This window comes from Burkholderia sp. Bp9004, from assembly GCF_003858025.1.
GTDB lineage: Bacteria > Pseudomonadota > Gammaproteobacteria > Burkholderiales > Burkholderiaceae > Burkholderia > Burkholderia diffusa.
On record NZ_QTQD01000001.1, the window covers coordinates 132,192 to 153,036 of the forward strand.

A 20,845-nucleotide genomic window follows, 5' to 3' on the forward strand; every position below is an offset into this window, starting at 1 on the left:
CCAGCCAGCCCGTCGCTGCTTTCTTGTGTTTCGTTGTTGTTACCCGGCCTTCCCGGGCGTGCCCGTCGTTCGTGAGGCGTTACCGTCGGGCGGGATCGAAGACGATTCCGTCGAATTCGAGCGATAGCGTGCCGGTGCGCAGCGGTGCGGTCGGCGCCGAGCACGTCGCTCACGTAGTTCGCGCAGAACCCGCGCTGCGCCAGCAGGTCGACGCGGCTGCCGAGCCGCGCGTCGGTCCGCCGTTCGGCCGGCGCGTGCACGTTGCGCTCCGCGTCGGCGCTCGGTACCGCGACGCGGCGGGCCAGCGCGATGCGTTCGCCGTCGGCACCGCTCGGGCAGAAGCGCGGCACGGCTCTGCTGATCGCGAAACGGATCAGGGAGCCGACCGGATTCCACGCGCTGCGGCGTCATGCGTGATACCACGCCGAATGCTTGGGTCTTTCCGGAAAGTTATGCAAAATGGCATTTCATCGCCACTCCCATAACTGCTCGTTATGAATAACCGTATCGCCGACGGCCGCGTCAAGTTCCGGCACCTGCAGTGTTTTCTCGCGGTCGCGCAACTGGGCGGCGTGCAGAAGGCGGCCGAAAGCCTGTCAATCACGCAGCCGGCCGTGTCGAAGACGATCGCCGAACTGGAGTCGATCCTCGGCGTGAAGTTGTTCGAACGCGGGCGGCACGGCGCGCAGCCTACGCGCGAAGCGCAACTGTTCATCCCGCATGCGAATGCGTGCGTGCTGGCGCTGCGGCAGGGCGTCGGGCTGCTCGCGCGCGAGGGCGGCGCGGCCGCGGCGACCCTCGAAATCGGCATGCTGCCGACGGTTGCGGCATCGCTCGCACCCGCGCTGATGAAGGCGCTGACCGCACGCTGGCCGCGCATCGTGGTGCGGATCGCGACGGCCGCGAATGCCGAGCTGCTCGAGCGCCTGAAGGCCGGGACGATCGAATGCGCGATCGGGCGCCTGTCGGAGCCGGAGCGGATGATCGGGCTTGCGTTCGAGCAGCTGTACAACGAACCGCTCGTCGCGGTCGTGCGCGCCGGCCATCCGCTGCTGGCGAGCGCCGCGCCGGCTGCCGAACTCGCGTCCTACCCGGTCGTGCTGCCGCCGTACGGCACGCTGATCCGCCAGTCGGCCGAGCAACTGCTCGGCGCATGCGGCGCGCCGCCGCTGGATTCGTTCATCGAGGTGCTGTCGGTGTCGGTCGCGCGGGCGCTTGCGCTCGAGAACGACGCCGTGTGGTTCGTGCCGCTCTATGCGGCCGAATACGACCTGTCGGCTGGTGCACTCGCGCGGCTGGCGCTGCCGTCCGCGGGCACCGACGAGCCGGTCGGGCTCATCCTGCGCACCGATGCGCAACCGTCGCCCGTCGCCCGGACGTTGATCGACGCCGTGCGCGAGATCGCGCAGGCGCGGTTCGGCGATGCGCTCACCCGTCGCACGCCCCGCGGCGCGCGCAAGCCGGCTCGTCGCGCGCGTTGAGACACCGACCAGGGCGTGGGCGGGTGGTGTCCGGCCGTCGTTGTTTCACCTCCATTCGTTAGCCGTTCGGTCAGTAGCGGGCCTCGTCATGCTTGGCATATCGTACCGTTTTTGATACGCTCGATGACACGACGATGGCGAGACAGCAGATTCAGATCACGCTCGGCGTGCGGTTCTTCCGCACCGCGCGTGGTAACGAGCCGGTGCGCGAATGGCTGGAGGCGCTCGGGCAGATCGAGCGCAGGATGATCGGCGAAGAGATCAAGACCGTTCAACTCGGCTGGCCGCTGGGCATGCCGCTGGTCCGGAAGATGTCGGCGGATCTTTGGGAAATCCGCGTGATGCTGCCGCGGCGAAGCGCGCGCGTGCTGTTCACGATCGTCGGCGACACGATGGTGCTGCTGCATGCGTTCTTCAAGCAGTCGCAGGCCACGCCGTCCGACGATCTCGACGTGACCGTCGCGCGGCTGAAAGCGCTGACGCGCGCCATCTGAATTCCCCCGGCCGCGCCGCCGCATGCGATCGGCGATGGGTCGGCCGGCAACGCCATGCACTGGAGTACTCATGACGACCACGAACAACCCGCATATCGGCAGCGACTTCGATACATTCCTCGAGGATGACGGCCACCTCGAAGCGGCCACCGCCACCGCGATCAAGCGCGTGATCGCGTGGCAGATCGGGCAGGAAATGAAGGCGCAGCACATCACGAAAACCGCGATGGCCGCGCGGATGAAGACCAGTCGCGCCGCGCTCAACCGGCTGCTCGACGAAACCGATACGAGCCTCACGCTCGCGACGCTCGCGAGCGCCGCCACCGCGCTCGGCAAACGGCTCAGCTTCGAACTCGTGCCCGCCTGACGCGCCGGGCGAAGCGGCGCGCGGCGGGCCGGTGCATCGCGGCGACGGGCGCACGCTCGTCCGCACACGGGCACCGGCGCGCGATCACGTGCGCTGTCCGGCCATCCGCAGATACAGCAGCGCACCGCCCGCGAGCAGCAGCGGGCACAGGAAATACCATCCGGTCGTCAGGAACAGCCCGGCGACGGCGACCAGCGAAATCCACGCGCAGCGATACGCGATGCCGCCGCGCGGCAGCAGTTTCAGCGCGGCGGCCGCGCCGAGCCCGTACACCATCACGAAGCATCCGGACGTGACGAGCACGAGCGGTTTCGGCCCGACGTTCGAGAGCGTCGTCGCGGCCAGCGCGACGGCCGCCAGCATCGCGATCACGCCGAGGCTGCGGCGCGGCACGCCGCCGACCTGGCTGCCTTGTGCGAGCCACGCCGGCAGTGCGCCGTCGCGCCCGAGCGCCGCGCCGAGCTTGGCCGCGCCCGCGAAATACGCATTCATCGTGCCGAGCGTGAGCAGCAGCGCAGCCGCGGCCGCCAGCACCTGCGCATGACCGCCGATGCCGCCCGCGATCAGTTCCGCAAGCGGCGCACCGGACGCGCCGGCCGACGGCCCGAGCACCGTCACGCTCGCGGCCGCGACCGACAGATACAGGAAGCCGACGACCACGACGGCGATGCCGGCCGAACGCGGCATGTCGTGCGCGGGGCGGCGAAATTCGGCCGCGAGGTGCGTGATCGCTTCCCAGCCCGCGAAGCTCCACACGAGCAGTGCGGCAGCCTGGCCGACCGCGAGCCACCCGTGCGGCGCGAACGGATGCAGGTTCGCCGTGCGCGCATGTGGCGCGGATGCGAGCACGGCGGCCAGCAGCAGCGCGACGAGCAGCGCCGACAGCACCAGCTGCATGCGGCCCGACACCGTGACGCCGAACGCATTCGCGGCCGACACCGTCCCGATCAGCGCGGCAGCCGTGACGATGACCGTCGTATGCCCGCCGCCCGTGACGGCCGCGACGTACGCGCCACCGAACATCGCGGCGGCCGGCGCACCGGCCGGCACCGCGAAATAGAAACACCAGCCGACGATCGCCGCGGCCTTCGGCCCGAACGCGCGTCGCGCGTAGGTCGATACGCCGCCCGCGTCCGGATAGCGCGCGCCGAGTGCGGCGAAGGTGGCCGCAAGCGGCCCCGAAAGCACGACGAGCGCGGCCCACGCAAGTAGAGACGCAGGGCCTGCGACCTCGGCGGCGAGCGCGGGCAACGCAATCACACCGGTGCCGAGCACCGCGCCGATATACAACGCGGCACCCTGGAAAATCGTCAGCGAGCCCGCGTGATGAGCGGCGGGCGAATCGGCATGCGAGGACATGAAGGGCAGTCTCCGGAAGGCTTGTTCTGGGCGCGGTCGGCCGCGCGGTGAATCGCTCGATGCTACCCGAACGGGCGCGGCGATGCGGCACGGCGTTCAGTAGTCCGCGACGTGCCGCGTGTCAGCCGATGTCAGTAGCGGCGAGCGAGCCGCAGCCGCGCATCCTCGCGTGCAGCGGGCGGCAGCTCGGGCACGTAGTGGAACGTGCCCGATACGAGCGACGCGACCGGCACGCCATCGCGGAACAGCACGCGATTGCCGGCCAGCGCGGGCACCTTGTCGCCGGGCAACAACGTGCCGGCCAGGTTCAGCGGATCGGCGCCCGTCACGCACACGTACTGGCCGTCGCCCGGTTGGCGACGCAGTTCGCGCAGGATCGGGATCGCTTCCGGCAGCGCGAACTGCTCGCCCGCGAGCCCCGCGACGAAGCGTCCGCCGCGAATCTCGCCGCGCGCTTCAAGACGTTGCAGCACGCGCACGAGTTCGCGCCAGCTCGGCAGCCAGTCGGCCTCGCGTTCGAGCAGCCGCCAGAACACCACGCCGTAGCGGCGCAGCAGCGTCCAGGCGATATGTTCGAGTGCGTCGGGATCGGTCGCGGCCGGGCCGCGCTTCGGTGCGGGCGCATCGTCCGATGCCGAGGCGCGTTGCACGAGCGCCCAGCGGCCGGCGTCGTCCATCCCGCCGATCAGCGCGCCGCCGCGCCGCGTGCGCGGCGCATACGTCGCGCTGCGCTTGACCGCGGGCTTCAACAGCGCGCGCAGCCCGGCGAAGCTGTCCGCATTCACGAGGCCGGCCGACACGAGTTCGCCGAGCGCCTGTTCGAGTTCGACGGGCAGCATGTGCAGTTCGTCGAGCAGCGCGTCGAAGAACATCGCACCATGCTTGGCGAGTGCGTCACGCACCTGCGTCGCGCGCGCGGACAGCGCCGGTTGCGGGTCCGCGTCGCGCAGCGCCTGCCATGCACCGAGGTGGCGGCGCGGCAGCAGCACGACTGGCGTCGTTTTCACGGGGGCGCCGGCCGCGCGGGCCGGAGCGCCGATTCGGGTCCACACGAGCTTGCCCGAGCGGCACAGCTCGTCGAGGCCGCCTGCCGTGTAGTCGGTCAGGCGCGCGGGCAGCAGCGCGTCTTCCCATGCGCTCGCCGCGGCTTCGTAGCCTTCGAGCTGCGCGACGACGGCCGCGAGCGCGTCGCGACCCGTGCCGCGCGTGTCGGGCGTCAGGTGCTGCCAGTGGAACAGGAAGCGCATGAAATCGGCGCGCTCGACCGGTTCGATCTCGCGGCGCAGCCGCTTGACCGTGTAGCGATGAATGCGGGCGAGCAGGTGGCGTTCGCACCATTCGTCGCTCGTCGCGCCTGGTGTGAAGCGGCCGCGCATCACGTAGCCTTCGCGCTCCAGTGCCGCAAGCGCGGTCGCGACCTGCGCGGACGGCAGGCCGAGTGGCCGTGCGATCGCGTCGAGCATCAGCGGCCCGAAGCCGGTGAGCCGCGCGCGGATCACATCGACGAGCGCGGCATCGGCTTCCCATGGTTGCGCGCAGGCGGCGGGCACCTTCAGCGCGGGCGCGACGCGTGCGTCGGGGTGCAGCGCGCGCATGCAGACCAGCCGTTCGACCGGCACCCACACCGCTGCGCCGTCCGGCGTGACGAGTTTCGTTGCGCGCCGGCGTTCGGCCAGTTCCGCGAGCCGCTCGGGCCAGCCTTCGTGCGCGCGCGCTTCGCTGTCGGCGACGCAGGCGAGCGTGAGCAGTGCGTCGTGCATTTCGTCGGCATCGCGCACGAGCGGCCATGCTTCGTCGCGCACCGAGTTGATCGCGTCGGCGTCGAGCGCGCCGAGATCGTCGGCCGATTCGGGATCGCTCCAGCGGCGCGACTGCACGGCCTGCGTGCGGCGCTCCTCGAGCGGCGCGTCGTCGAGGAACGCATAGGGCTTCGCGTTCAGGATCTCGGCCGCCAGCGGCGACGGCGCGGGCAGGTCGCGCGCGATCAGCTCGATCGCGCCGCTTTCGATCCGGCGCAGCAGCGCGAGCCAGCCGTCGGTATCCATCGCGTCGTGCAGGCAATCGTCGAGCGTCTGGTCGACGAGCGGATGATGCGGGATCTCGCGTTCGCCGACGATGTTCTCGAGGCACGCGACCTGGTCGGGGAACACGGTCGCGAGCAGGTCCTCGCTCTTCATCCGCTGCAGCTGCGGCGCGGTGCGCCGGCCGCCGGTGAAGCGCGGCAGCGCGAGCGCGGTCGTCGCGTTCCAGCGCCAGCGCACGCCGAACATCGGTGCGTCGAGCAGCGCCTGGACCAGCACATGCTCGGCGCTGGCCGAGCGGAGGTAGCGCCACACTTCGTCGAGCGCGAAGCTGTGCGCGAGCGACAGCGACAGAATGATCGCGTCGTCGGTCGCGGCGGCCTGCAGCTCGAAGTTGAAACTGCGGCAGAAGCGCTTGCGCAGCGCGAGCCCCCACGCGCGGTTGATGCGGCTGCCGAACGGTGAATGGATCACCAGCTGCGTGCCGCCCGATTCGTCGAAGAAGCGCTCCATCACGAGCGTGTCCTGCGTCGGCAGTGCGCCGAGCGCCGCGCGCGTGCGCGCGAGGTAGTCGACGATCTGGCGGGCCGCATCGGGCGACAGATGGAGATCGTCGACGAGCCAGCGCAGCGCCGGCGCGAGACGGCTTTCGGCCGGTTCGATCGCGGTGCCGACGGCATCGTTGGGCGAATCGGCGGCGGCACGGGCTTGTGCCGCTTGCCTGGCGTTGCCGCGCGTGCTCGTCTTGCCGGCCGCGTCGCCGCTCGTGTGCTTGCGTTCACCGGCCTTCGCGGGCCGATCGCCTTCGGCGAACAGCCCGTCGAGCCGCGCGCGCAGCCGGCCGACCGCCGCCGACAATTCGTCGCTGCGCCCGGGCGCCTCGCCGAGCCAGAACGGAATGCTCGGCGACTGGCCTTGCGCATCCTCGACACGCACGCGGCCCGTTTCCACGCGAATGATCCGGTACGACTGGTTGCCGAGCTGGAACACGTCGCCCGCGAGGCTCTCGATCGCGAAATCCTCGTTGACCGTGCCGACCTGGATGCCCTGGGGTTCCAGCAGCACCGCGTAGTCGGCCATGTCGGGAATCGTGCCGCCCGACGTCGTCGCGGTCATCATCGCGTTGCGGCGCCCGCGCACCGTGCCACCGACCACGTCGCGATGCAGATACGCGCCGCGCACGCCGCGCCGGCTCGTGAAGCCTTCCGCGAGCATCTTCATCACGTCGTCGAAGCGTTCCCGCGACAAGCGTGCATAGGGCGCGGCGCGCGTGAAGCTCGCGTACAGCGCGTCCTCCTGCCATTCCGCGCAGGCGACTTCGGCGACGATCTGCTGCGCGAGCACGTCGAGCGGCGCTTCGGGAATCCGCAACGCGTCGAGCTCGCCGCGTTGCACGCAGTCGAGCAGCGCTGCGCATTCGACCAGCTCGTCGCGCGACAGCGGGAACAGGCGGCCCTTCGGCACGCCGCCGACATGGTGACCCGAGCGGCCGACGCGCTGCAGGAACGGCGCGATCCCGCGCGGTGAACCGACCTGGCACACGAGATCGACGTCGCCGATGTCGATGCCGAGTTCGAGCGACGCGGTCGCGACGAGCAGTTTCAATTCGCCGCGCTTGAGCCGCTGTTCGGCTTCGAAGCGATGCTCCTTCGCGAGACTGCCGTGATGCGCCGCGATCGCGTCCTTGCCGAGACGGTCGGCGAGATGGCGCGCCATGCGCTCCGCGGTGCGTCGCGTGTTCACGAACACGAGCGTCGTGCGATGCGCGGCCGCGAGCGCGGCGATGCGGTCGTACACCTGTTCCCACACGTCAGTCGCCATCACCGGTTCGAGCGGCACGTTCGGCAGTTCGAGCGCGAGGTCGCGCTCGCGCGTGTGGCCCGTGTCGACGATCGTGCAGTCGCGCGGCGCGTCGGCCGGGCCGCCGACCAGGAAACGCGCGACCGCGTCGATCGGTTTCTGCGTGGCCGACAACCCGATGCGCGGCAGCGCGCGGCCGGTCAATGCGTCGAGGCGTTCGAGCGACAGCGCGAGGTGGCTGCCGCGCTTGGACGATGCCAGTGCGTGAATCTCGTCGACGATCACCGAACGCACGTTCGACAGCATCTGCCGCCCCGACGTGGACGACAGCAGCACGTACAGCGACTCCGGCGTCGTCACGAGGATGTGCGGCGCGCGCTTGCGCAGCGCCGCGCGTTCGGCCTGCGTGGTGTCGCCGGTGCGCACGGCGGTGCGGATCGCCGGCACCGGCAGGCCGAGCTGCGCGAGCGACTCGGCGATGCCGGCGAGCGGCGCATCGAGGTTCACGTGGATGTCGTTCGACAGCGCCTTCAGCGGCGACACATAGACGACGAGCGTCGCGTCGGGCAGCGCGCCGTCGTGCGCGAGCGCATCGCGCACGAGGTCGTCGAGCGCGCACAGAAATCCGGTGAGCGTCTTGCCGGAGCCGGTCGGCGCGGCGACAAGCGTCGACCGGCCGGCCTTGATGTGCGGCCACGCGAGCGCCTGCGCGCCGGTGGGCGCGGCGAACGTGCGCCGGAACCACGCGGCGACGGCCGGGTGGAACACGTCGAGCGCACTGGCGGCAGGGCGGGTAGCGGTGACGTCCATCGGAGCGTTGAATTGGGGTGCGAGCGCGTGGGCGGCGCGCACGAATCGTCAGTGTGCCAGACGTCGCGTGTGCGTGCCGGGCACGGCGGGCGGGGGAACGCGCGCGCCGGAGATTCAGATGAGGTGCGGTGTCGGTATTTCAACAGACGGGCGCGCGGAACGGCACCCGTTCGGCCGCGGGTGCCGGATCGGCGAGAGGAGGGCGTCGCGTTCGACGTGCGTCGGGCGGTTGCGCGGCTCGATCCGCGGCCACACGCAACTGCACGCGACTACACGCAACTAAACGCGATGCAACCAGCCAAGCCAGTGTTCGAGCAGCGGTGCACGCGTCCACAGCGACTGCGCGAGCCACAGCGTGCCGCCCCATGCGGCGGCCACGACGATCAGGTCGCAATGCCCGCTGTTCCACAGGTTCAGTGAATGGCGCCGCCAGATCCACGGCACGCCGAGCGGATTCGGCCAGTCGGCGAGCAGATGCATCACGCCGCCGCACGCGAAGCCGAACAGCGGCGCGGCCCACAGCGGATGCGGATGATGGATGAGCCCGTGCCACCCGAGTGCGAGCAGCGCGATCCAGCCGATGCCCCAATGCGTGACGGTGCGGTGCGTGATCCACAAGCGGCGCTTGCGGGTCCACCAGGCGACTTCGAGCCAGTCGGGCGCGGTGCCGCCCGCGACGCCCGCCGCGAACGCGGCGAACATGCCCAAGTGCCACGGGCCCGTGGCGCCGGTTTGTGCGACGAGGACGGCGGCGGCGACGCCGGCCGCGAAGCCGGACGCATGATGCGCATTGTGTGATGCCATAGGAAGCGAGACGAAGAAACGTGAAGCTGCGCGTGCAAGAAAAAAATGATGCGGCGCGAAAGCGGGGCGCTATCTTCGCAGATCGTCCGTTGCAGTGGGAGCGACGTTTGAAGATTTTTTTGCACGGGCTGCGCGGCGTGCCGCGCAGTTCGCAACTTTCGGTTTTGTGCACTGCGTGATGATGCGTATCGCGTGCAATTTCGACCGATCCACCGGCCTGTTTTGACACCTCGACGTGACCACGCGCGCACAACGCGTGCGCTTTCGTTGCACGTCATGTGTTCGACCCTTTTTGTCCCCCTATACTACGAAACCGGAGATGGCCGTCGGCACGCCGGCGGTCGTGAGCGGAACAGGTGCCTTTCCTGCCTGAAGGAGATCCACATGGGAGACATGCAATGACTATGCTGAATCGCTTCAAATCATCCGCTGTCGTGCTTGCGACGGTGGCCGGCATCGGTTTCCTGCCGAACGCGCCGGCCTATGCGAAGGGCCCGCAGCCGGCGGTCCTCACGAGCGCGGCGGTCGCCGTGGCCGACAAGTACAGCGCGGACGCCGCGGAGCGGATCTTCAAGGAAGGCGGCAACGCGATCGACGCAGCCGTCGCGATCGCGTTCACGCTCGCCGTCACGTATCCGGAAGCCGGCAACATCGGCGGCGGCGGCTTCATGACGATCTACAAGGACGGCAAGCCATACTTCATCGACTACCGCGAGCGTGCCCCGCTCGCCGCGACGAAGGACATGTATCTCGACAAGGACGGTAACGTCGTCAAGGGCATGAGCCTGTATGGCCCGCGCGCGGTCGGCGTGCCGGGCACGGTTGCGGGCATGTGGGAAGCGCAGAAGCGCTTCGGCAAGCTGAAGTGGAAGCAGGTGCTCGCGCCGGCGATCCACTATGCGCGCGACGGCTTCGTCGTCGACGAACAGCTCGCGCAGCGCGGTGTCGACGCATCGAAGGAGTTCGGCGGCAAGACCAACTTCGACAAATATTTCTCCGGGCTGAAGGCCGGCGTGAACTTCAAGCAGCCGGATCTCGCCGACGTGCTCACGCGCATCGCGAACGACGGCGCGGAAGGTTTCTACAAGGGGAAGACGGCCGAGCTGATCGCCGCATCGATGAAGACCGGCGACGGCAACGGGCTGATCACCACCGAGGATCTCGCGCAATACCGTGCGGTGTGGCGCCAGCCGGTGCAGGCGAAGTGGAACGGCTATGACGTGATTACCGCGCCGCCTCCGAGCTCGGGCGGCATCGGCCTCGTGCAGCTGCTGAAGATGAAGGCGGACCTCAAGCAGGACTTCGAGGGCGTGAAGCTCAACTCGCCGCAATACATCCACCTCGTCGCGGAAATCGAGAAGCGCGTGTTCGCCGATCGCGCGCAGTATCTCGGTGATCCCGACTTCTACAAGGTGCCGATCTCACAGCTGACCGACGACGCATACATTGCGAAGCGGGCGGGCGAAGTCAACCCGAAGGAGCCGTCGGATACGAAGAGCGTGCAGCCGGGCCTCGGCACGACGATGCCGGAGAAGGCTGAAACGACGCACTTCTCGGTCGTCGACAAATGGGGCAACGCGGTGTCGAACACGTACACGATCAACGGCTATTTCGGCTCGGGCGTGATCGCCGACGGCACCGGCATCGTGCTGAACGACGAGATGGACGACTTCTCCGCGAAGCCGGGCGTCGCGAACATGTTCGGCGTGGTCGGCAGCGATGCGAATGCAATCGAGCCGAAGAAGCGCCCGCTGTCGTCGATGTCGCCGACGATCATGACGAAGAATGGCAAGGTGTCGCTCGTGATCGGCACGCCGGGCGGCTCGCGGATCTTCACGTCGATCTTCCAGGTGATCAACAACATCTACGACTTCAAGATGCCGTTGAAGGAAGCCGTCGGCGCGATGCGTTTCCATCACCAGCTGCTGCCGCCGAACACGATCTTCTGGGAGCCGTACCACCCGATCGAAGGCGAACTCGCGAAGCAGATCGAGGCTCGCGGCTACACGCTGAAGGGGCAGGACTTCAGCGGCGACATCCAGGTGATCAAGATCGACGGCAAGACGCCGGAGGCGATGGCCGATCCGCGCGGACGCGGGGTCACGCGGATCATTCACTGACGAAGGCGGCCGGATGCGCGACCGCCGCGGCGGTCGTGCCGCTGCGTGTCGCCTGACGCTCGGCCCCGGTCGTTCGCCGCGTTGCTTTCGAGGAAGCTGTCCACCGCGATCGGCGACGGCTCGTCGAGCGTGCCGGGCACGCTTTTCAGCGTCAACTGCAGCTTGGGCCCATCGAGATGGCGGTCGAACAGCTTCTGCCGGATGCCCGAGATGTCGCGCCGCAGGTTCAGCGTTTCATACGTCGGGCGGTCACCGACCCGGTGCGCTTTCATCGACGCGTCGTCTGCGAGCCGCGCCGCCTGCAGCGATTGCTGCAGCGCACGCATGCGCATGCCGACTGATTCGAGCGCGGACAGCGCCTCGCGGTGATCGGTGCTGAATTGCTCCTCGACTTCGCGCAGCCGGTTGCGATGCCGCTCGGTCACGTGCTCGGCTTATCCCGTTGCACACGAAGACCACGCTTGACATTCGGGCCGCCGAATCGGACGCTGGCGTCCAATACCTTCAACATTACCGCGAACCCGGTGCTGACCAGCGTGCTGCCCGGATTCCGCTTCTGAGGGGCGGATCGGCCCCTTTTTCATCAATTTGACGCGAGACACTGGGATAATGGTGGAGTTTGGCTGCGTCAATTGAAGGAAGGAGGCCGCATGGACGATAACGATTCCCGCACCGAGACCGACAACTTCACCGATACGGCATCGCTCGATTCGCGCCGGCGCCGTTTCGAGGAAGACCTCGTCGACGCGTACGACGAAGAACTCGAAATGGAGCTCGACGACCGCCGCTTCGACAACGACGAGGATCTGCTGTTCTCGGCGGAGCGCCGGGAAGCGCGCAAGCAGTATTTCCGCGAGCTGTTCCGGCTGCAGGGCGAACTCGTGAAGCTGCAGGACTGGGTCGTGAGCACGGGGCACCGGCTCGTCGTGATTTTCGAGGGGCGCGACGCGGCAGGTAAGGGCGGCGCGATCAAGCGCATCACGCAGCGCCTGAACCCGCGCGTGTGCCGCGTGGCGGCGCTCCCGGCACCGAGCAACCGCGAACGCACGCAATGGTATTTCCAGCGCTATGTCGCGCATCTGCCGGCCGGCGGCGAAATCGTGCTGTTCGACCGCAGCTGGTACAACCGCGCGGGTGTCGAGCGCGTGATGAATTTCTGCACCGACGATGAATACGAGGAGTTTTTCCGCTCGGTGCCCGAGTTCGAGAAAATGCTCGTGCGTAGCGGGATCCAGATCGTCAAGTACTGGTTCTCGATCACCGACCACGAGCAGGAGCTGCGCTTCCAGAGCCGGATCGAGGATCCGCTGAAGCAGTGGAAGCTAAGCCCGATGGACCTCGAGAGCCGCCGTCGCTGGGAAGCGTATACGGCCGCGAAGGAAGAGATGATGCTGCGCACGCATATTCCCGAGGCGCCGTGGTGGGTCGTGCAGGCGGTCGACAAGAAGCGCGCGCGGTTGAACTGCATCCACCACCTGCTGACCCAGGTGCCGTATCACGAGGTGCCGCGGCCGACGATCGATCTGCCGCAGCGCGAGCACCATGAGGACTACATTCGCCGTCCGACGCCGGACAGCATGATCGTCCCTGACGTCTATTGAGCGGTTCGGGCCGGCTGGATCGACCACGGAGGCGCGCCGTGCAATGCGGCGCGTGTCATACCGGATCGGGAATGCGGCTCGGTTGCCGGAATTTCACAGGTCGGGGAAGCCTGAGCGTCCCTGCGTCAAATCGAACAGCTCGGCCTTGGCCGCCGCCTCGGCCGTTTCCGGCAGCTTGATCACGAGCCTCACCGTCATCCCGTACGCGCTGTCCACCAGCTCGTAACCCGCCTGCTCGATCCAGCGGCGCACGCGTGCCTCGTCCGGGTAGCCGATTTCGATCGCGAACCGCGCGTGGCGAATGCGTTCGACGCGCTCGGCATCGAGCAGCGCCGAGGCGATCGCATCCGTATAGGCGCGCACCAGGCCGCCCGCACCGAGCTTCACGCCGCCGTAGTAGCGGACGACTGCGCCGAGCACGCCGTCGAGATCGTGATGACGCAGCACTTCGAGGATCGGCCTGCCGGCGGTGCCCGACGGCTCGCCGTCGTCGGACATGCCGGACTGGCCGCCGGCAAGCAGCGCCCAGCACACGTGGGTGGCCGTCGGGTGCTCGTCGCGCAGGCGCTGCAACGCCTGCATTGCGGCTTCGCGGTCCTCGACGGGGATCGCGAATGCGATGAAGCGGCTCTTGCGGATTTCGAGTTCGGTTGTGCGGGAAGCGGATAAGGTGTAAGTCACGTTGATCGTCGTCGGCATGCACGGGGCATGCAATGGCTTGCCCGCATTGCGGGCGCTTTCTGTCGCGGCCGAGGTGAACGCGGTGCATGGTTCGGCATGCGCGTGGCTGGCCGATGAACGGGACGGCTACACGGCGGCGTCAGACGAAGGATACCGCGAGCGGGCGCGACGGCGGTGAAACCTCTCGCGACGCGCACCGAAATGGGAGCGGGATTCGGCACGGACGATGGCTTCCAGGTCGTGACGGACAGCTTCGAGCGGCCGTCGATCGAGGTCCAGGTTGCGCTCGACGCGCGCAAGGGGCGTGCATCGACGGCGGGCTTCGTTCGACTCGAGACCGTCGACATCGCTGCGGATGCCGATCTCGAAGCGACATTTGCACGGGAGATTGCGTGCAATCGCGAAGCGGCGGCTCAGCCGGGGGTCTTGGCGGCCGCCGTCAGCATCGAGCCGGCGCACTGGAAGGTGACGCGGGCGCACGTGTCGGAGCACGAGCCGGAGGACGGCGGCGCAGGCACCGTGTATCAGGTGCTGCATCTCCCGCGGCCGTTGCTGGAGACGCCCGAACGGAGCGAGTGCCGATGCGGTTGCCGCGCATCTGGCGGACGTGGTGGCGTCGATCGTCGCGCTCGCGACGCTGCTGGCGCTGGTGCTTCGATAGCGGAAGCAGCAGTCGGGCGCGCGAGTGCCCGGCGTACGGAAAGCGGAAGCGCCGCAACTGACGAGCGCGGCGCTTCCGATCACTTCCGCGGCTCAGCTCCCCTGCAGCCGGATATCGCGCGACGATGCGCCCACATACACCGTCCCGCCCGGCACGACCTTCCATCCGTTGCGCGACGTGTCCCACACGCTCTGCATCCGCGGCGACACGGTCACGCGTACGTGCCGCGCCTCACCCGGATTCAGCCGGATCTTTTCCCAGCCGACCAGCCGCTTCGGCGGTTCGTCCTTGTACGGCACGCCGAGATAGACCTGCGGCGTTTCCGCGCCGGCGACGCGGCCGTCATTGCGCACGGTAAACGCGACGCTCAACGAACCGTCGCGTTGCCGCGACACCGACAGGCCCGAATACGCGAAGTGCGTGTACGACAGCCCATAGCCGAATTCGAACATCGGCTTGATGTTGCGCGCGTCGTACCAGCGGTAGCCCATGTTCAGCTTCTCCGCGTAGACGGGATCGTTCTCGAACGCGCCGTTTTGCCCCCACGTCGGCGAATCCTGGTCGCGCGCCGGGAACGTGACGGGCAGCTTGCCGGACGGATTGACCGCGCCGAACAGCACGTTCGCGATGGCCTTGCCGCCGCCCTCGCCGGGATACCACGCCTCGACGATCGCCGACACGTTGTCCTTCCACGGCATCAGCACCGGATTGCCGCTCTGGACGACGACGATCGTGTGCGGATTCGCACGCGCGACGGCTTCGACGAGCGCATCCTGGTTCGACGGGTTCGCGAGGCTCAGGCTTTGCAGATCGCCGAAGTCCTCGCCGGCCGGCTGCGCGACCACGACGATCGCGACATCCGAGCGGCCCGCGAGCGCCGCGGCCTGGTCGATTTCCTGCTGCGTGTACGCGCGGAACGGCGACTGCTGGTCGCTGTTGCCCGCGAACGTGACCTGTGCCGCCGGCGCGAGCGCGCGGATCGCCGCGACGATCGGCACGTCGACCTTGAGCCACGGATTGCGCCACCAGCTGCAACCCGTCGACGACCCGAACGTCAGCCCGCCGCAGCCCGCGAACGAACCCGTCACCGGATCGCGCGTGTTGCCCGAGCCGCCGCCCGACAGCACGGCCGCGTCGGCATGGCCGCCGATCACGGCGATGCGCGACAACGCCGCGGCCGCCAGCGGCAACTGGTTGCCGTCGTTCTTCAGCAGTACGATAGACTGCTCGGCGACCCCCTGTGAGAACCGGTTCGCGGCCGCGAAATCGATCGCGCCGCCGCCCTTGGCCGGATCGTCCATCACACCGACGCGAATCATCACGGCCAGCTTGCGGCGCACCATGTCGTCGAGGCGCGCGGTCGACACGGAGCCGTTCGAGATTGCCTGCTTGACGGCGGCTGGCGTCAGGTAGACCGACGGGCCGACGTCTTCTTCCTCGTCGAGCCCGGCGTTGATCGCGGCCGCCGTGCTGTGCGTCGCGCCCCAGTCGGATTGCACCTGGCCCTGGAAGCCCCATTCGTTCTTCAGCACGTCGTTCAGCAGGTGATTGTTTTCGCAGGCGTACGTGCCGTTCAGGCGGTTGTAGCTGCACATCACGCTGCCGGGCTGCCCGCGTTTCGCGGCGATCTCGAACGGCAGCAGGTAGAGTTCGCGCAGCGTGCGCTCGTCGATCTGCGTGTTGCCGCCCATCCGGCCGTGCTCCTGTTCGTTGCCGGCATAGTGCTTGATGGTCGCGATGACCTTCTGCCGCTGCGTCGCGAGCGTGCGCTCCGCGAGCAGGTCGCCGGCGAGCAGCGGATCCTCGCCGAGATACTCGAACAGCCGGCCGCCGCGCGGCTCGCGCGCGAGGTTGGTGCCGCCGCCGAGACCCATGCCGAACCCTTGCGCGCGCAACTGAATCGCGACCTGCTTGCCGTAGTCGTACGACAGGCGGCGATCCCAGCTCGCGGCGACGGCGATCGTCGCGGGGAAGGTCGTGCTCGCGAGCGACGTGCTGCCGGAGCCGGTCGCCGAGTCGACCATGTTGAGATCGGGAATGCCGAGTCGGGGCACACCCTGGATGTAGCCGGCGCCGCCGCTCGGCACCTTCGACATTTCGTATTGCGAATGGATGAACTGCAGTTTCTCGTCGAGCGTCATCTTGCGCACGAGGAGGTCGGCGCGCCGCTGCACGGCGGAAGACGCGAACGCGTCGGCCGCGTCGCCCTGTGAATTGAAATCGGCGTTGCCTGCATAGGCGCTGGTGCAGAGGGTCGCTGCCAGCACGGCGGCCGGCCAGAGTGTGTCCCGCATGTTGCTCTCCATGATCGTATTGCTCGTTGTTCGGATGATGTCTGGAGCTGCGCACGCCCGGTGGATTCGCACCGGACGCATTCGGCTGGCGATGCAGGGTGGTTGCGCGTCGGCATGCCAGGCCAGGCGGGGAATCGTTACGGCCGGTTGGGCCCGATCGAACAACGCGGACGGCGACGCGGACCGTCCGACACTGCCGAATCGGATGTAGCGATTCTCTGCAGCGACCAATCGTACGAATGTAGTTTGACTACAGCATCGGTGTTTCTACCGATACGTATGATCTTTTTTCGATGCGATTGCTTGGCGTGGGGAAAAGACGGTCATCGTTCCCGATCCGGCGTGTGCGGCGGAGTAAGAAGTACCTGCGCGCGAGGGTCTGGCGGGGAGGTGGGTGCGGAGGTGCGTGCCCGCGCGATGCGGTTCGTTGCGCGCGCATCGAACGGAATGCCGTCGGATTCCGGCCGCCTCGGGGGGAATCGGGGTGGCACGAACGGTGCGCTAGCCGCGCCGCGCGACGGGACTGCCGGGCATCGGTATGCCGGCGCGATAGACGACGGTTGCAAGCGCCGCGGCGACGGCAGCCTCGGCCGTCAGCACGGCGGCGGCGGCGCCCACTTCGGCGAAGTACTTCGCGAGCACAGGCACGAGTACGATGTTCAGAATGCCCGATGACATGAGCACTCGCGTGAATTCGGACTTCATCCCGAGCGGCAGCATCGTCTGCACACCGAAGAGGTCGGTCATCCCGGCCATGAATGGAATGAAGGCCATCCACCGCAGAACCAGGACCGTCGGTTCGTACGAAGGCCCGTACAGGATGCGCACGGCGAGCGGCGCGCCGAAGAAGATCGCGAGCGAGATACCGAGCACCATCGCGACCTGCACGACGAACAGCTTGCGCAGGAAGGAAAACGCGTCGTTTCGCGCATGCCGCATCAGATAGCTGATGCGCGGATAGGTGGCAGCCTTCAGCGGCTGGAGCATGCTGAGCGCAGCGCGGATCAGCTTGTCGCCGGCGGCGAAATAGCCGGCCGCGACGTTGCCCGACACGAAGCCGAGCAGCACGGTGTTGGTCGACGCATAGAACGCGATCGACGTCGATGCGAGGAACACCTGCCAGCCGCCTTTCAGCGATTCGGCGATGTCGGCGAAGCCGACGCGAACGAAGTCGATTTCGCGCTGGGCATACAGATAGACGGCCAGCACGAGCGCGGACAGCGTCGGGACGGCGGCGTTGACGATCATCGCGCGGTCGATGTCGGCCGGGCTGTGCACGAGCGCGAACATCGCGGGCAGGCTCAGGATGCGGCCGATGAACAGGATCACGCTCAGCGCGCGCAACTTCTCCATGCCCTGGAAATACCAGCCCGGCGTGAACGCCACGCCGGCCACCATCCCGAAGCCGATCAGCAGCAGGTCGCGGTCCTCGCCGAAGCGGCCGACGAGGACGATCAGCCCGACCAGCGCGATGAAACAGATCACCGCGATGCCGATCTGCGCATACAGCGTCGCCCAGAAGATGCGGGAGCGTTCTGCACGGTCGTCGCGGGCGAGCGCGATGCGCGGCGTGGCGGTCAGGTCGAAGCTGTAGCTCGTGCAGTTGGTGAGGTACGCGATGACCGCCAGCGAAAACGCGAGCTGCCCGTAGCCTTCCGGGCCGAGCGCATGCGTGAGCAACGGTGCGATCAGCAGCGGCACCGCATACATCGAAATCTGCAGCGTCAGCAGCAGCAGGAAATTCTTCTTGAGGTTTGACATTCGCTTGGTCGGCGCCGTGGGTGTCGCTGGGCGGCGGCGTGCGGGCCGCCGTGCGCTCGCGCGGCCGGTCGGCGCTGACCCGGCTGCGTGGGTTCGCGGCCCGTTCCGGCTGGCGCCGGCTTCGTCCGGCGATGCCGGACACGGCCACATCGTATGGCGGTCATGATACGGGCCGAGCGGGGCGACTGTGTTCGCGAGCCTACCTTTCGAGGATTCGGTACGCATGGGCGGCGCGAATCGCGACAGCGCGGGCCTCGTTGTATCGCTGCAGTGATGAATGCATTTGTAAGCTGGCGCACCGAAGAACGCTCGGGCCGAGTGCTCTAATCGAACGACTGTTTTGGTTCGTGGCGGAAAGGCTTGACGACGACTCAGGCCGGCAACCTGCCGTCCCCGGCAGCGGGACCAGGACAACGCATCGCGAAGCTCGAACACGTCACGCAGGGGCGCGGCGAAGGTCCGTTGCCAGAAGGCCGTGCCTGGTAGCGCAGTCACATGATCGTGGAGTGGCCGATTCCGGTGGAGCCGCCGGAACGCGCGTCCGCGTCCGATAACAAATACCGATCCGAGGAGTACCAATTGAAGCCGATAACGTTCGGCAGCTGCGTGGGGTGGCTGCACGAAGGACAGACGAAACAAGGCGTGATCCTGTGCGAATCGCTGGGTCACGAGGCTTCGTGGACGCACAAGCTCATGCGGGCGATCGCTGAGCGGCTGGCCCACGAGGGCCTCACGGTATTGCGATTCAGCTATCCGTGCACCGGCGACTCGGCGGGCGACGATCGCGACGCCGGTCGGCATGCCGCGAGCATCGCCAGCATTCACGATGCGATCGACCTGCTGCGCGATCAGGCTGGCGTCACCGCGCTGACGCTGGTCGGGATCCGCGCAGGCGCGCTGTTCGCGATGCTGGCCGCCGCGGGTGTCGGCCCGCGCCCGGCGCCGCACGTCGACGCGGTGGTGGCGCTGGCGCCGGTGGTGCGCGGCCGCACCTATCTCCGCGAGCTGTCGTTCGTGCATCGCCAGTGGCTCGATACCACGTCGCCCGCAATTCGCGTCGCGCATCGCGACGAACCGTGCATGAACGTGCTCGGGCATCGCTTTCCTGCCGATTTCGTCGAGGCGCTGAAGGCGGTCGATCTGTGCGACGTCGTGCGCGACGCGCCGACGTTGCCCGGCGCGATGTTGCTGATCCAGCCCGAGCAGGGCGACGGGCCGGCATTGCGTGAAGCATTGCTCGAGCGCGGCGTGGACGTGGCGAGCGATCCGTTCCGCGAATGGCCGACGACGATGCAGGACGGCACGCGCTCGCGCTTGCCGCTCGCGGCGATCGACACGCTCGCGAACTGGATCGCCGAACGCGCGCCGGGTAGGCCGACTGGCGTCGAGACTCCGTCGCGACCGGATCCGACGTGGAATGGCGAATCGGCCGTCGCGCTCGACTTGCACGACATGACCGAGCAGGTCGTCGCGGTCGGTCCGGACCGGCTGGTCGGCGTCCTGTGCCGTCCCGCCGACACGCGGCCGGCGAATCCGGTGGGGCCGGCTGTCGTGATCGCGAACACGTCGACGAATCCGCGCAGCGGCGAAGGGCGGTTCAGCGTGCGCCTCGCGCGCACGCTGGCACGCGCCGGCGTGACGACGCTGCGGATCGACGTGCATGGCGTCGGCGATAGCGGGCCCGCTGCGCTGGACGATCAGTCGGGCGTCGTGTATTCGGCGCAGTCGAGCGACGACGTTGCCGCTGCCGCGGACTGGCTGCGCGCCCTCGGTCACCCGGAGGTCGCCGCGGCCGGCATTTGTTCCGGCGCCTATGCCGCATTGCATGCGGCCGTGAAGACGCCGTCGCTCGGCGGCGTGATCGCGATCAATCTTGCCCGCTTCGTCTGGCCGGCCGGGCTCTCGCTCGAGTCGGTGCAGAAGCAGCGGAACAACTCGGTGCGCGGCTACTGGCTGTCGGTGCGCGACTGGCAGAAGTGGAAGCGTCTTCTGCGAGAACGGCGCGACCTTCGGCCGATCGTGCGGGCAGTGGCCGCGAATGCGATCGCGCGGGTCAGCGTGCCGGCGAAGGAACTCGCCGCGCGCGTCGGCTGGAAGCCGGGCATCGGCACGCCACGCGGCGTGATGCACGCGCTTGCGCAGCGCAACGTATGGACGACGCTGGTGTACGGCGCGCTCGATCCCGGCATCGACGATGTCCGGCGGCACTTCGGCGCAATCGAGTGCGCGTTCCGGCGCTCGCGTCACGTGCGTCTGCACCTCGAGCCGCAGGTCGACCATGCGGTGTACGGCGCGGTGGGCACGGACATCGTGATCGACCTGTGCATGCAGGCGCTGGGCCGCGACTCGGCCCGGCCGGTCGCGCGCGTCGCCGATCCGGCCGCACCCGACGCGGCCGCGCGATCGTACGCGAGCGTGTCGGTCGGGCGGTCGTGATGCGTGCTGCGTCGCACGCATCGGGCGCTTCGGGGTGCGATCCCCGTTACCTATGAAGATCGGCGTTCGGTGGGGTCCCTCACAGACGCGCCGTTCGCCGTGGTGTCCAATCCCGTATCGGTCATCGCCGGTCACGCTGCGGCATGACCGGCCGG

The 20,845-nt window shown here is 68.2% G+C and carries 12 protein-coding genes and 3 pseudogenes; 7 read left to right on the top strand and 8 right to left on the bottom strand.

Annotation, left to right across the window (positions count from 1 at the left end; translation table 11 throughout):
* Window positions 1–79: 79 nt before the first annotated feature.
* Window positions 80–326 (bottom strand): annotated as a pseudogene (locus DIE08_RS36500) (hypothetical protein); the annotation flags it as partial.
* 168 nt (window positions 327–494) lie between these two features.
* On the opposite strand from DIE08_RS36500, the gene pcaQ reads away from it, so the two are divergent.
* From pcaQ to DIE08_RS00585, 3 genes are all read left to right on the top strand, one after another.
* Window positions 495–1,481, top strand: a complete 987-nt coding sequence (gene pcaQ / locus DIE08_RS00575; protein ID WP_124900664.1) for a pca operon transcription factor PcaQ — start codon at window positions 495–497, stop codon at window positions 1,479–1,481.
* Between the two features lie 134 nt (window positions 1,482–1,615).
* On the top strand, window positions 1,616–1,975 hold the full coding sequence (locus DIE08_RS00580) for a type II toxin-antitoxin system RelE/ParE family toxin (RefSeq protein WP_059598893.1): 360 nt from the start codon (window positions 1,616–1,618) through the stop codon (window positions 1,973–1,975).
* Between the two features lie 70 nt (window positions 1,976–2,045).
* Window positions 2,046–2,342, top strand: coding sequence for an XRE family transcriptional regulator (locus DIE08_RS00585; RefSeq protein WP_059598888.1), 297 nt, complete (start codon window positions 2,046–2,048; stop codon window positions 2,340–2,342).
* Between the two features lie 84 nt (window positions 2,343–2,426).
* Here DIE08_RS00585 and DIE08_RS00590 read toward each other — a convergent pair whose 3' ends face one another.
* From DIE08_RS00590 to DIE08_RS00600, 3 genes are all read right to left on the bottom strand, one after another.
* Window positions 2,427–3,701, bottom strand: coding sequence for an APC family permease (locus DIE08_RS00590; RefSeq protein ID WP_124900666.1), 1,275 nt, complete (start codon window positions 3,699–3,701; stop codon window positions 2,427–2,429).
* A gap of 131 nt (window positions 3,702–3,832) precedes the next feature.
* Window positions 3,833–8,332, bottom strand: a complete 4,500-nt coding sequence (locus DIE08_RS00595; RefSeq protein ID WP_124900669.1) for a DEAD/DEAH box helicase — start codon at window positions 8,330–8,332, stop codon at window positions 3,833–3,835.
* 279 nt (window positions 8,333–8,611) lie between these two features.
* Window positions 8,612–9,136: a metal-dependent hydrolase gene (locus tag DIE08_RS00600; protein WP_059599250.1), complete on the bottom strand. Its 525-nt coding sequence runs from the start codon at window positions 9,134–9,136 to the stop codon at window positions 8,612–8,614.
* Window positions 9,137–9,534: 398 nt separating this feature from the next.
* Here DIE08_RS00600 and ggt point away from each other — a divergent pair, with 398 nt between their 5' ends.
* Complete coding sequence (gene ggt / locus DIE08_RS00605; RefSeq protein ID WP_124623621.1) at window positions 9,535–11,256, top strand: gamma-glutamyltransferase; 1,722 nt, start codon at window positions 9,535–9,537, stop codon at window positions 11,254–11,256.
* A gap of 74 nt (window positions 11,257–11,330) precedes the next feature.
* Here ggt and DIE08_RS00610 read toward each other — a convergent pair.
* Window positions 11,331–11,666: pseudogene (locus DIE08_RS00610) on the bottom strand (hypothetical protein); the annotation flags it as partial.
* Window positions 11,667–11,906: 240 nt separating this feature from the next.
* On the opposite strand from DIE08_RS00610, the gene ppk2 reads away from it, so the two are divergent.
* A complete protein-coding gene (gene ppk2 / locus DIE08_RS00615; RefSeq protein ID WP_059599253.1) occupies window positions 11,907–12,857 on the top strand; it encodes a polyphosphate kinase 2 in 951 nt (316 codons plus the stop codon).
* A 93-nt stretch (window positions 12,858–12,950) separates the two neighbouring features.
* Here the strand turns inward: ppk2 and DIE08_RS00620 are convergent, their stop codons facing one another.
* Window positions 12,951–13,538: a YigZ family protein gene (locus DIE08_RS00620; protein WP_124623624.1), complete on the bottom strand. Its 588-nt coding sequence runs from the start codon at window positions 13,536–13,538 to the stop codon at window positions 12,951–12,953.
* A 201-nt stretch (window positions 13,539–13,739) separates the two neighbouring features.
* Between DIE08_RS00620 and DIE08_RS00625 the strand changes: the two are divergent.
* Window positions 13,740–14,066: pseudogene (locus tag DIE08_RS00625) on the top strand (DUF4865 family protein); the annotation flags it as partial.
* A gap of 225 nt (window positions 14,067–14,291) precedes the next feature.
* Here DIE08_RS00625 and DIE08_RS00630 read toward each other — a convergent pair.
* Window positions 14,292–16,493, bottom strand: coding sequence for a glycoside hydrolase family 3 C-terminal domain-containing protein (locus tag DIE08_RS00630; protein ID WP_124623627.1), 2,202 nt, complete (start codon window positions 16,491–16,493; stop codon window positions 14,292–14,294).
* Window positions 16,494–16,994: 501 nt separating this feature from the next.
* Complete coding sequence (locus DIE08_RS00635) at window positions 16,995–18,254, bottom strand: oligosaccharide flippase family protein (protein WP_059599254.1); 1,260 nt, start codon at window positions 18,252–18,254, stop codon at window positions 16,995–16,997.
* A 579-nt stretch (window positions 18,255–18,833) separates the two neighbouring features.
* On the opposite strand from DIE08_RS00635, the gene DIE08_RS00640 reads away from it, so the two are divergent.
* Complete coding sequence (locus DIE08_RS00640) at window positions 18,834–20,690, top strand: serine aminopeptidase domain-containing protein (RefSeq protein ID WP_124900671.1); 1,857 nt, start codon at window positions 18,834–18,836, stop codon at window positions 20,688–20,690.
* Window positions 20,691–20,845: the final 155 nt, after the last annotated feature.